Source organism: Kribbella sp. (assembly GCF_035687465.1).
In the GTDB taxonomy this organism is placed as follows: domain Bacteria; phylum Actinomycetota; class Actinomycetes; order Propionibacteriales; family Kribbellaceae; genus Kribbella.
Genome location: NZ_DASRXP010000121.1, coordinates 1 through 11934, shown reverse-complemented (window position 1 = coordinate 11934; position 11934 = coordinate 1). Strand labels below are relative to the sequence as shown.

10 protein-coding genes and 1 pseudogene are annotated in these 11934 nt (G+C 68.6%); 9 read left to right on the top strand and 2 right to left on the bottom strand.

From position 1 onward, the window contains the following. Window positions 1-189, bottom strand: a pseudogene (locus VFG33_RS06280) (hypothetical protein); the annotation flags it as partial. 22 nt (window positions 190-211) lie between these two features. Continuing rightward, a complete protein-coding gene (locus tag VFG33_RS06275; protein WP_325023357.1) occupies window positions 212-664 on the bottom strand; it encodes an Hsp20/alpha crystallin family protein in 453 nt (150 codons plus the stop codon). Between the two features lie 328 nt (window positions 665-992). Between VFG33_RS06275 and VFG33_RS06270 the strand changes: the two genes are divergently transcribed. From VFG33_RS06270 to VFG33_RS06230, 9 genes are all read left to right on the top strand, one after another. Further along, entirely contained in the window at window positions 993-1643 is a 651-nt protein-coding gene (locus tag VFG33_RS06270) for a response regulator (RefSeq protein WP_325023355.1), read from the top strand. Continuing rightward, on the top strand, window positions 1640-3019 hold the full coding sequence (locus VFG33_RS06265; RefSeq protein WP_325023353.1) for a DUF7125 family protein: 1380 nt from the start codon (window positions 1640-1642) through the stop codon (window positions 3017-3019). The genes VFG33_RS06270 and VFG33_RS06265 overlap by 4 nt, the downstream gene beginning before the upstream one ends. A 219-nt stretch (window positions 3020-3238) precedes the next feature. Continuing rightward, the gene (locus tag VFG33_RS06260) at window positions 3239-4624 is read left to right on the top strand and encodes a helix-turn-helix transcriptional regulator (protein ID WP_325023351.1); all 1386 of its coding nucleotides are present in this window, start codon (window positions 3239-3241) and stop codon (window positions 4622-4624) included. Between the two features lie 15 nt (window positions 4625-4639). Further along, window positions 4640-6364: a helix-turn-helix transcriptional regulator gene (locus VFG33_RS06255; protein WP_325023359.1), complete on the top strand. Its 1725-nt coding sequence runs from the start codon at window positions 4640-4642 to the stop codon at window positions 6362-6364. 82 nt (window positions 6365-6446) lie between these two features. Then, on the top strand, window positions 6447-7805 hold the full coding sequence (locus tag VFG33_RS06250; protein ID WP_325023349.1) for a neutral zinc metallopeptidase: 1359 nt from the start codon (window positions 6447-6449) through the stop codon (window positions 7803-7805). A gap of 74 nt (window positions 7806-7879) precedes the next feature. After that, a complete protein-coding gene (locus tag VFG33_RS06245) occupies window positions 7880-8365 on the top strand; it encodes a YflT domain-containing protein (RefSeq protein WP_325023347.1) in 486 nt (161 codons plus the stop codon). Window positions 8366-8471: 106 nt separating this feature from the next. After that, entirely contained in the window at window positions 8472-10364 is a 1893-nt protein-coding gene (dnaK, locus tag VFG33_RS06240; protein WP_325023345.1) for a molecular chaperone DnaK, read from the top strand. Between the two features lie 5 nt (window positions 10365-10369). After that, entirely contained in the window at window positions 10370-10927 is a 558-nt protein-coding gene (locus VFG33_RS06235; protein ID WP_325023343.1) for a nucleotide exchange factor GrpE, read from the top strand. Continuing rightward, window positions 10927-11874 (top strand): DnaJ C-terminal domain-containing protein, encoded by a 948-nt coding sequence (locus VFG33_RS06230; protein ID WP_325023341.1) that lies wholly within the window; start codon window positions 10927-10929, stop codon window positions 11872-11874. Before VFG33_RS06235 ends, VFG33_RS06230 begins: the two co-directional genes overlap by 1 nt. The last annotated feature ends 60 nt before the right edge of the window (window positions 11875-11934 follow it).

The window sequence follows — 11934 nt, the reverse complement described above, 5'->3', positions numbered from 1 at the left end:
GTCCTGATCGCGCAGCCGGTCGGCGATCGTGCCGGCGACCGTGATCTCGATACCGTCCAGCACCCACGTGATGCCCAGCGCGATGACGACCCGCCAGTGGAAACGGCTCCACGGCAGGCGGTCGAGCCGGGCCGGCACGGTACTCCGGATGGGACCCGGTACGGGACGCAGCCCCTGGGGGGTCGTCATGGCGGTACGTCAGCGGCCCGACTCAGTTGGCCGAGCTGATGGCCGGCTGGGTGTTCGAGCTCTCGGTGATCTCGACCCGGCGGGGCTTGGCCTGCTCGGCCACCGGGATGGCAAGGCTCAGCACACCCTGGTCGTACGTCGCGGCGATACGGTCGATGTCGAGGCTGTCACCGAGGAAGAGTTGCCGGGTGAAGGTTCCCTGCGGTCGTTCGGCGACGACGACTTCCTGCCCTTCGCCGGGCTTCCAGGTCCGCTCGGCGCGCACGGTGAGAACGTTCTTCTCAGCAGTGAGATCGATCGACCCGCGATCGACACCGGGAAGGTCGAAGTGGACGATGAACCGGTCGCCATCGCGATAGGCGTCCATCGGCATCGTTCGCTGCTGAAGGCCACCACCTTGCTCGTTCATTGCCTGGGTCATCCGGTCGAGCTCACGGAAAGCCAGCTCACGGAAGGGATCGAATCGCATCAGCATGTTGTGCCACCTGTCTCCTCTGCAGTGTGGCCACGGAGAGGTTGCTCCGGGCCCGGGATGCCCAGCGTCGCGAACCGCTCCCGGCCGGGCATCCCGGAATCACGTAGTCGGCTCTCGGGACGGTGCGATCGTTGCCTAGCCGTTTGCACTGGCAAACCGACGGTCACCGCCGAGCGTCGGGTGTAACGTTTCGGTCAAACACAAGTCCACCCGTGGCGTGACATGGGTCCTCTCATCACGTACGGCCAGGTGAGGGCATCCTTGGCGATCGTCTCCTGACCGCCGGTCGATCGTAAGACGCTCCGACAAACGGGGAGCATCTCGGCGCATGGAGAATCAACCTGTCTACAGCATCGGCGCTCTCGCGCGGATGCTCGATATCCCGGCAGCAACGCTGCGCACGTGGGAGGACCGCTACGCGATCGTGGTACCGGAGCGCAGCCCGGCCGGTCATCGGCTGTACTCCCGGTTGCAGGTGGAGCAACTGCGGTTCGTCGGCGATCGGGTATCCACCGGTCTCTCACCAAGCGACGCCTACCGCCTGCTCCAGCTGCGCTTGGTCAGTGGGGTACCGCTGGATGGCGCGCAGGTCCCGGACAGGAGCGGGTCGCTGATCCTGCTGGTCGAGCGGGATCCGTATGCCGCCGACTTCTCTGAGTACTTCCTCCGGCAGGCAGGGTACGACGTCGCGGTCGCCACCACCGTCGAGCAGGCGATCGCCGAAACGATGCGGAACACCCCGGATCTCGCGGTCGTCGACCTGCTGATCTCTGGTGGGCGCGGGCTGCGGCTGTGCGCCAGGTTGCGCGAGCAACTCGACATCGCCGTGCTCGCGATCTCGACGTTCGCCATCGGCGATGACGCGCTGGCGGCCGGCGCCGCTGCCTTCCTGCTGAAGCCGCTCAAGCCGCCCGCGCTGATCTCCGTCGTCCAGGACCTGTTGGGACGGGGTGCCCTGCTCGCGAAGTCTGACCAATGACCGAGCGGATGACGTCGGGATCAGGGCCCCTCGATCTGGTCCTGGGGGGAGGGATGCCTCGCGACGCCATCATTCTGTTGGTCGGAGCTCCCGGCTCCGGTAAGACGATCCTCGCGCAGCAGTGGGTGTTTGCCAACGCGAGTCCCGAGCGGCCTGCGCTGTACTTGTCGACGGTCTCCGAACCACTGGAGAAGATCCTTCGCTACGGCCAGACGCTGTCCTTCTTCGACGCGCGCTCGGTCGGCCGGACGGTTTGGTACGAAGACCTCGGGGTGACGCTGCGAGACCACGCGCTGAAAGGCGTGCTGGAACGCCTGCGCGATCTCATCCGGGAACGTCAGCCGTCGATCATCGTGATCGACAGCTTCCGGGCGATGCATCCCTACGCCGACCGGAGCAGCGGCTTCCGTCGCTTCCTGCACGACCTGGCCGGCATGCTGAGCGCCTTCCCGGTCACCTCACTGTGGGTCGGGGAGTACGAGGAGGAAGACATCCTCCGTGCCCCCGAGTTCGCCGTGGCCGACGCGATCATCGCGCTGGGCACCGTCCATTCCGGCCAACGCAGCTTCCGCGCCCTGCAGGTCCACAAGGTTCGCGGCGGGGGATTCCGGCCCGGCAAGCACGCCTACCGTCTGTCAGCAGACGGAATGATGGTCTACCCGAGGCTGGCGGACGCCGGCGACTCGAGCGACTACGTGCTGCGTTCGGAACGGGTTCCATCGGGTATCCAGGCGCTCGACGACCTGCTCGAGGACGGGTACTGGCCGGGGGCGTCGACCCTGGTGGCCGGACCCACCGGGATCGGGAAGACCCTGATGGGGCTGCACTTCGTGTTCCACGCCGTCCAGCAGGGGGAGCGTGCCCTGATCGCGACGATGCAGGAGGACCCGTCGCAACTGGAGCGGACCGTCTCGCGGTTCGGGTGGACCCTGGAGGCCGAGAACCTCACGCTGATGTACCGCAGCCCCGTCGATCTGCACGTCGACGAGTGGGTGTACGAGCTGCTGGCCGCGATCGAGGCCACTGGTGCGAGTCGAGTGCTCCTGGACAGCCTGGGAGATCTACAGGCCGCCGCACCTGACGAGACCCGGTTCAGGGAGTACGTCTACTCACTCCTGCACAGGTCGTCGCGGCGCGGGACCAGCATGATGATGACGTACGAGCTCCCGGACCTGTTCGGAGTGTCCCGGCTCACCGACATCGCGGCATCGCACCTCGCCGACAATGTGGTCCTGCTGCAGTATGCCGGCTTCACCGACGTGATGAGCCGCACGCTGACCGTGCTGAAGACCAGGGCCACCGACCACGAGGCCGGGGTCAGGGAGTTCCAGATCACTTTGGACGGGATCACGCTCGTACCGCCCGCCGCTGAATGAGTTCAGGGCTCGCCAGCTGCTCGGCACCTGCGGTTGGCTTCGCCAGTACCTCGCCAAGCCTGGCATGTCGTGAGCCTGTGGAGAGAGGCTCGAACTACCGGTGCCGTTGACGCACCTCGCGGAGTCAGGAGTCCCACGAACACACAGAAATCGCCCAGGTCGTCTGCCGGCCGTCGACCTCCAGCACGATGATCGACAAGGAGACGTCGGATGTGTTCCATGGCGGTGGGCCCTGTCGGGCCGGCTCGCCTCCGAGGGCGGGCACGGGAGTGGGAGTCGGTCCTCGGCCTGCTCGACTCGGCGGCGATCGGGCGAGGCGGGATCATGTTGGTGGACGGTGCTCCGGGGATCGGCAAGACCCGGCTGCTGACGGCGGCCGAGGACAGTGCCACCGATCACGGGTTCAGTCTCGCGAGAGCTCGGCCGGCCGAGGTACCGCAGGAGGCCCCATTGTTCGCCGGGCTGGAATCGGCATCGCACGGCGTCCTCGAAGGACGCACCCCGGTCCCCCGGACGGACCTGGATGCCTGCCTTGAGAAGGCAGCCTCACGGGTCGGCGAGCGGATGGCGCGCGGACCGACCTTGATCACCCTGGATGACCTGCAATGTGCTGACGAAACGACGGTGGCGGCAATGCGAGCCTTACCCGCCCGATTGGCAGGCCAGCCCGTCGGCTGGGTGCTGGTTCGTCGGTGGGGGGCCGGGGATCCCGCCGCCGACCGGCTGTTCGAGGACTGGCAGCAACTGGGTGCGGTTCGGGTCGAGCTCGGTCCGTTGCCGCCCGATGTGGTGGCCGACGTCATCTCCGACATCCTGCGGGCCCAGCCCGACCTCGACCTGCTGTCCCTGGCGAAAGGTGCGGCCGGCAACCCGCAGTTGCTGGTCGCACTCCTGGACGGGCTGCGCGACGAGGGTGCCGTCGCCATCGCCGGCGGCCGGGCGCGGCTGATCTCCGGGCAATCGCCACAGCGTGTGGAGGAGGTGATCGACGTGTGGTTGGAGCGCCTCAGCCCGGTCGCGCACAATCTCCTCGAGATTGCGGCGTTCCTGGAGCCGTCGTTCGCCGTGGGCGATCTGGCCGAGGTACTCGGGTGGCCGGCCGAGCGACTGCTGGCACCTGTCCGCGAGATCGTCGCCAGTGACCTGCTCACGAGCGTGGGGAAGGACGTGCTGACCTTCCAGCACGACCTGGTCCGGCAATCGGTGGCCCAACGTGTTCCGGCAGCTGTCCGGAGCGCCCTGTGCAGTCAGTCGAGAGGGCGGCTGTCGCGGTCCCCGGTGGCCTCGACCGGCAGCCGGAGAACGGAGGCTTTGACGAGTCCGAAGCAGACGAGGGCAGGCTGGGACCGGCTGACGGACTCTGAGCGGACGGTGGCCGGGCTGGTGGCCCAAGGACTGACCAACCGGGAGGCGGCGAAGCGGCTCTTCCTGTCGCCGCACACCGTCTCCTTCCATCTGCGCAAGGTCTATCGCAAGCTCGGCGTCTCGTCCCGGGTCGAGCTGACCCGGCTCTCCATCGAGCAGGAACAGATCCGCGCTGGCCGGGCCGGCGTCGTTGCAGCGACGCCAGTCACGGCCTACGCCAGTCTCCGCCGTTCCAGCTAGCGCCGGCGGGTGATCATGCCGAGCGAGGGCAGCATGGACACCACGCCGTTGCGCGGACGCGATGCCGACGTCCGGCGGCTCAGCCAATCGATCGAGGCGGTCGCGGCCGGGCGAGGGGGCGTACTACTGGTGGAGGGGGCTGCGGGGCTTGGCAAAAGCAGGCTTCTGCAGGAGGCAGCCAAGTGGGCCCACCGCGTCGGGATCGACGTAGCCCGAGGCGGAGCCGACGAACTGCGTCGGCTGTTGCCCCTTGCTCCGTTGCTGGCGGCCGTGCACGGGACGATGCAGCTGATCGGGGACGACCAGGAGCCGGGGACGGCCTACCCGCTGGAATATGACCGGTCCCGGCTGATCGAGCGCATCACGGTGACTCTCCGCGACAGAGGTCCCAGCCGACCGATCCTGATCATTCTCGACGACCTTCAGTGGGCCGACCCATCGACGTTGCTCGCCGTACAGTCCATCACGGACTTGCTGGCAGGTAGTCCGGTCATGTGGCTGCTGAGCCGGCGCCCGTGGCCGTCCACGCCGCCGCTGAACGGTTTGATGGCCAACCTGATCGCCGGCGGTGCCACTACCATCCGGCTTGCGCCACTGTCAGCCGGTGCGGTCGTCGCAGTGACCACAGATTTGCTGGGTGCCGCACCGGACAAGGCCCTGCTCGAACTGCTGGACAAGTGCGATGGCAACCCGTTCATGGTGATGGAACTACTGAGGACGCTGGCCGAGCAGGACGAACTGGTGATCGACACCGGGCAGGCGCGGCTCCTCCCCGGCGGGACGTCTGGTTATGTGTACCAGCGGCTCAGCGGAGTGCTGGCCTCGGTCAGTCCGCTGACCCGGCAGTTGCTGGAGGTCGCGTCGATCTTCGGCCAGTTCTTCGACCTGCGGTGTGTCGCGCTGGTTCTCCGCCGAACGGTCGCGGAGCTGTTGCCGCCGGTCCACGAAGCGCTTGGCTCGGATCTCCTGGTGGAGGACGGCGCACAGCTCGGCTTCCACACCGGCCTGCTCCGCGAGGCGCTGTACGGCGCGCTGCCGCTGAGCGCACGCAAGACGCTGCACCGCGAAGCCGCGGAGGCCTTGTTCTCCGTCGGATCACCGGTCGAGGCCGCGGCCCATCTGGCCAAGGGGGGCGACGTAGGCGATGCCCGTGCGGTGGCCCTGCTCGTCCAGGCCTCGGATGAGGTGGCCCCCGGCGCGCCCGGGACGGCGGCGGATCTCCGGCTGCGAGCCGTGGAGCTGATGCCGCCCACCGAGCTGCGCCGGTCCGAGCGAGTGGCGGAGGCCGTTGGTCTGCTCTTACGGGCAGGGCGGAGCGAGGAGGGCGAGGCTCTGGCCGAGAGGAGCCTGCAATCCGCCCTGCCCGCCGAGCTCGAGGCACGGCTGCGTTTCCAACTGGCCGAGACCTTGGGAGCCGGCGGACACGCGGCCGCCGCGCTGCACCAGACGCGGGTCGCGCTGGAGCTTCAGAGCATCGATGATCCTGGCCTTGCCGCGCACGCTGACAGGCCGGCCGCGCCGCGACCCGCGTTCGGATGGGAGAGTCTGACCGGCGCCGAGCTTCGCGTCGCACGACTGGCCGCCAGTGGACTGACCAACCGCCTGATCGCGGACGAGCTCTCGCTGTCGCGCCACACAGTCGAATCCCATCTGCGGCACGCCTTTCGCAAGCTCGACCTCCGATCCCGGGTCGAGCTGGCAAGGGTCGTCCTGACGCACGAGCCGACCAGCGACGACTGACGGATCGACCACCTGTTCGGGGGACGCGATACGCGCCGGCCTGGCGATATACGAGGAGGATGACGATGAATCGACGTCTTCCATGAGTGCGCGGCGTGCCGACCACCGGCGGCGGCAGACCGGAGCCAGCTCCGTCGTACTGATGGCTGTGGTCGCGGTGGTGGCCGTCCTGGTCGGGGTCACGGTGGTGACGCGTGACGACAAGCGATCGGCGGCTCAGGTCATGCTCAGTCGCAACGCCGCCCAGCTGGCGCCGGCCACGACGGCGACCCAGAGCAGTCTCAACGATTTCTGGACCGGGCAGCTGCCGGAGGTCTATGGACGCGAGTTCATCCAGCTACGGGGTGGGTTCCAGCCGAAGACCCCGCAGAGCCCACCGTTCAGTTGCGGCGGCAAGCGTCAGACCTACGACGATCTGAAGGGCAACGCGTTCTACTGCGGTGATGGGAACGACGACTACATCGCCTGGGACGCCGCGCAACTGTTCCCCGATCTCAACAACGCCTTCGGTGGGATCGCCGCGGCTGTGGTGCTGGCTCACGAGATGGGCCACGCCGTCCAGCGCCGGGCGGCGGTGGAGGCCCCGTCGGTGGTGATCGAGTTGCAGGCCGACTGTTTCGCGGGTGCCTGGGTCCGGTACGCCGAAACGTCGGACGACGACCCGGTCGGTCTGGGTGATGGTGCCCTGGACTCTGCCGTCAGCACGGTTCTGACGTTGCGGGACCAGCCGGGCACCTCGGCGACGAACGCGCAAGCGCACGGCCTCGGCTTCGACCGGGTGAACGCGTTCCAGACCGGCTACGAGCAAGGCGCCGGTGAATGTGCCGGCTTCCCGGACGGCCGGGCGGTGACGACCGAGCTACCGTTCCGGACGGTGAGCGAGGCCCGGACGGGCGGCAACCTGCCGCTCGCCGAGGCGGTCCCCTTCCTGGCCGGAAGCCTGGATGTCTTCTGGCCCAAAGCACTCCCGGTCGTCGTACCGGGGGAGTCGTTCGATCGCCCGTCCCGTCGGCCGGTGAACAGTCCGCCGGAGTCCGGCTGTGTCATCGAGGCAGCGTCCGGCTACTGCGCCGACATGAATGCCGTGTTCTGGGTGGTTCCCGCTCTGGCCCAAGCCCATCAGCTGATCGGTGACCTGGCCACTGGGACGGCGCTGAGCGACGCCTGGGGCCTCGCCGCGCAGACCCAGGCCGGCCTGCCGACCGAGGGGAGGACGGCGGGACTGCAGCGCGACTGCTTCACCGGCGTCTGGATCGCGGCTCTCGCCGGGAACGGTCTCGAGCAGTCCTTGCTGTCGCCCGGTGACGTCGACGAGGTGCTGGCCACGATGGTGGCCGGCAGCTACTCGCAGGCGGGTGACCGGCTGGACCGCGGCGGCGCCTTCGCACGGACCAAGGCGCTGCGGCTCGGATTGTTCGAAGGGCTCGGCTCGTGTCGCTGAGATACCCCTCGAACCAGGGATGTGCCGCCGGGGCCCGGACGGAAGCGTGGTGACGACCAGCAGAGAGGAGCATCATGATCACGCCTCAGGGGCCGGATGAACTCGTCCGGGGTCAGTCCATCGGTTCCTACACCAGCTATGCGGACGCGCAACGCGCGGTGGACTACCTCTCCGACAACGGGTTCCCGGTGGAACACCTCACAATCGTCGGATCGGACCTCAAACAGGTCGAGCGAGTCCTCGGCCGGTTGACGAAGTGGAAGGCCGCACTGGCCGGTGCGGGGACCGGCGCTTGGTTCGGTGGGCTGGTCGGCCTCCTGCTGTCGCTGTTCACTGACTCCGGCACCGCCGTCTTGATCATCATCGGCTGGGGCCTGCTGTACGGCGCGGTGTTCGGTGCGATCTGGGGATTCATCGCGCACCTGCTGACGTTCGGCGAGCGTGACTTCGCCGCAGTCGGGGCGACAGTGGCAACCCGCTTCGACATCTACTGCACACCCTCCGACGCAGCTCGCGCGATCGAGATGCTCAGCCAGCTGCCGGTCCGCCCCGCCAAGTAACGGCCAGACGCGCAGAACCACCAGTTCTAGGGATGTGCTGACCTCGGTCGTGAATGAGGTTGGCAGTGCTCGCGAAGGCTCGCCCGAAGATCATCAGGAGGCAGACATGGCGAAGGCGGTTGGCATCGACCTAGGGACGACCAACTCGGTGATCGCCGCGATGGAGGGCGGCCAGCCCACCGTCGTACCGAATGCCGAAGGGGCCCGGACCACGCCGTCGGTGGTGGCGTTCACCGATTCCGGCGAGCGGCTGGTCGGGCAGCTGGCCCGCCGGCAGTCCGTGCTGAATCCGAAGGGCACCATCTCGTCCGCGAAGCGCTTCATCGGCCGCAAGTTCGACGAGGTCGCCTCGGAGCTCTCCACGGTCTCGTACGACGTCGTTGCCGGGCCGGACGGAGCGGTCCGGTTCAAGATCCGTGACAAGCTGCACGCCCCCGAGGAGATCTCCGCGTTGGTACTGCGCAAGCTGGTCGAGGACGCCGGGAAGTTCCTCGGTGAGAAGGTCACCGAGGCCGTCATCACGGTGCCGGCGTACTTCAACGACGCCCAACGTCAAGCCACCAAGGACGCGGGCCGGATCGCCGGCCTGGAGGTGCTGCGGATCATCAACGAGCCGACTGCCGCGGCGCTCGCGTACGGGATGGACAAGCTGGAGAACGAGACGATCCTGGTGTTCGACCTGGGCGGCGGCACCTTCGACGTCAGCGTGCTGACGGTCGGCGACGGCGTCGTGGAGGTCAGGGCCACGGCCGGCGACACCCACCTGGGCGGCGACGACTTCGACCGCCGGATCGTCGACCACCTGGCCGACGAGTTCCAGCGCGAGGTCGGCGTGGATCTGCGCCAGGACCCGCAGGCCTTGCAGCGGCTGTTCGAGGCCGCGGAGAAGGCGAAGATCGAGCTGTCCTCGGTCACCCAGACGACGATCAGCCTGCCGTTCATCACCGCCAACGCCCAAGGTCCGCAACACCTCAACACAACCCTGATGCGGTCCACCTTCGAACAGCTGACCGGCGACCTGTCCGAACGTTGCCTCGGGCCCGTTCAGCAGGCGATGGCCGACGCCAAGATGACGGCGAACGACATCGACGAGGTCATCCTGGTCGGCGGTTCGACCCGGATCCCGGCTGTCCAGCAGCTGGTTCGCCGGCTGACCGGTGGCAAGGACCCGAACATGACGGTGAACCCGGACGAGGTGGTCGCCATCGGCGCCGCCGTCCAGGCCGCGATCATCAAGGGCGAGGTCAAGGACGTCCTGCTGCTCGACGTGACGCCGTTGTCACTCGGTCTGGAAACGATGGGTGGCGTGATGACAAAGGTCATCGAGCGCAACACCACCATCCCGGCCCGCCGGACCGAGGTGTTCAGCACGGCTGATGACAATCAGACCGCGGTGGACGTGGTGGTCCTGCAGGGCGAGCGTGAGATGGCCGCGGACAACCGCGTGCTGGCTCGCTTCCGGCTGGAGAACATCCGGCCGGCACCGCGCGGCGTACCGCAGATCGAGGTCACCTTCGACATCGACGCGAACGGCATCCTGCACGTGTCCGCGAGGGACAAGGACACCGGAGCCGAGCAGAAGGTCACCATCAGCGAGACGTCCAACCTGGACCAGTCCGAGGTCGAGCGGATGATCGCGGACGCCGAGACCCACCGGAGCGAGGACAGCAGGCTGCGCGAGCTGGTCGATGCCCGGAACACACTGGACTCGGCCGCCTACCAGGTCGAGAAGCTGCTGGCCGATCGCGGCGACGCGGTGGCCGAGCACGACCGCTCCCGGGCCGAGCTCCTGGTCGGCGACGCCCGCGAGGCCCTGAAGGACCAGGAGACCCCGCTGGAGCGTCTCCGGGCCCTGACGGCGGAGCTGCAGCAGCTCGCCCAGGCGCTGAACATCGGGTCGGCCCCACCGCCCCAGGGTGCGGCACCCGGTCAGTCCGATGCCGGCAGCGGGGACGGCGGGGCCGACGACGTGATCGACGCCGAGTTCTCGACGAGCTGATCCCGATGCCTGACCAGGAAGCAGGCAGGGCCGGTACGACGTCCGCGCCCGGCCGGACCCACGAACCTACGCCAGCCGATGGTGGGGCCGGGGACCAGCCGGATGCGGCTCCACCGGAGCCGTCGGCCGACGAGAAACGACTGGCGGAGCTGGACGATCGGTGGCGCCGGACGGCGGCCGAGCTGGACAACCTGCGCAAGCGGTCCGCGCTGGAGGCGGCACAGCACCGCGCGGACGAGCGGGCCCGAGTGCTGAACCGTTGGTTGCCCGTGATCGACAACCTGGAGCTCGCGCTGGAGCACGCCGATGCCGATGCCGACGCGGTAGTCGCCGGGGTCCGAGCGATCCGCGACCAGGCGCTGGCCCTGGTCGCGGAGCTCGGCTACCCGCGGTTCGCCGACCGGGGCGCGACATTCGACCCCAGGCTGCACGAGGCGGTCGGTACGGTGGCGACGTCGGACGAGAAGCCCGGCACGGTAGTGCAGGTGCTCCGGTCCAGGTACGGCGACGAGGGGCAGGTGCTCCGTCCCGCGGCCGTCATCGTCGCGACGGAGCCGCGCTGATGGCGGCTGACTTCTACTCGATCCTGGGGGTCTCGCGGGATGCGAGCGCCGACGACATCCAACGGGCGTACCGCAAGCTGGCCCGCACCTACCACCCGGACGTCAACAAGGACCCGGCCGCGGAGGAACGCTTCAAGGAGATCTCCGAGGCGTACGACGTGCTGTCCGACCCGAAGACGCGGCAGCGCTATGACGCCTTCGGCGCCGACTTCCGCCGGGTGCCGGAGGATGCCGACCCGGCCACCTGGGGACGGTCCCGGGCGGGCCGCGGGCAGAGCCGGTCGTCCTGGGACGGCGGGTTCTCCGACAGTGGCGTGCGGTACAGCACCGGGTCGGCCGAGGGGATCGACCTCGACGACCTGCTGGGCGGCCTCTTCGGCGGGCGCGGGAGGCGGAGCTGGGGACCGATCCCCGGCTCCGACCACGAGGTCGAGCTGGAGCTGACCGTCGAGGACGCCTATCGCGGCGGTAGCCGGGCGCTGCGCCTGGCCGGGCCGGACGGAGAACGCACCGTCAACGTCACCATCCCCGCCGGGGTCGTGAGCGGGCAACGGATCCGCCTCTCCGGCCAAGGCGGTCAGGGCACCGGAGGAGCAGCCGCGGGTGACCTGTACCTCGTCGTGCGGATCGCCGACCATCCCCGCTACCGGCTGGATGCGCGCGACGTGTCGGTCGACTTGCCGTTGGCCGCCTGGGAGGGCGCGCTCGGTGCTTCCGTGACCATCGATACCCCCGGTGGCGAGGCCAAGGTGAAAGTCCCGAAAGGCACCTCGACCGGCCGCCGGTTGCGGCTGAAGGGCCGCGGCCTGCCGAACCCGCGGGGGAAGGCCGGAGATCTGTACGCCGAGGTGAAGTTGATGGTGCCGCACCGGCTCAGCCGCGAGGAGGAGCGACTCTTCGAAGAGCTCGCCGGGACATCGAAGTTCGACCCGAGGAGGCGGCGATGACCTACCAGCTGACACGGCCGGCCCGGCTCGGCCTGGAGGACTTCGCCCGGCTGGCCGAGC

What these genes read in the sequence shown, in the direction of transcription:
- VFG33_RS06275 (WP_325023357.1), bottom strand. Translation starts at nt 664, where the DNA reads ATGCTGATGCGATTCGATCCCTTCCGTGAGCTGGCTTTCCGTGAGCTC.
- VFG33_RS06270 (WP_325023355.1), top strand. Translation starts at nt 993, where the DNA reads ATGGAGAATCAACCTGTCTACAGCATCGGCGCTCTCGCGCGGATGCTC.
- VFG33_RS06265 (WP_325023353.1), top strand. Translation starts at nt 1,640, where the DNA reads ATGACCGAGCGGATGACGTCGGGATCAGGGCCCCTCGATCTGGTCCTG.
- VFG33_RS06260 (WP_325023351.1), top strand. Translation starts at nt 3,239, where the DNA reads ATGGCGGTGGGCCCTGTCGGGCCGGCTCGCCTCCGAGGGCGGGCACGG.
- VFG33_RS06255 (WP_325023359.1), top strand. Translation starts at nt 4,640, where the DNA reads ATGCCGAGCGAGGGCAGCATGGACACCACGCCGTTGCGCGGACGCGAT.
- VFG33_RS06250 (WP_325023349.1), top strand. Translation starts at nt 6,447, where the DNA reads ATGAGTGCGCGGCGTGCCGACCACCGGCGGCGGCAGACCGGAGCCAGC.
- VFG33_RS06245 (WP_325023347.1), top strand. Translation starts at nt 7,880, where the DNA reads ATGATCACGCCTCAGGGGCCGGATGAACTCGTCCGGGGTCAGTCCATC.
- dnaK (WP_325023345.1), top strand. Translation starts at nt 8,472, where the DNA reads ATGGCGAAGGCGGTTGGCATCGACCTAGGGACGACCAACTCGGTGATC.
- VFG33_RS06235 (WP_325023343.1), top strand. Translation starts at nt 10,370, where the DNA reads ATGCCTGACCAGGAAGCAGGCAGGGCCGGTACGACGTCCGCGCCCGGC.
- VFG33_RS06230 (WP_325023341.1), top strand. Translation starts at nt 10,927, where the DNA reads ATGGCGGCTGACTTCTACTCGATCCTGGGGGTCTCGCGGGATGCGAGC.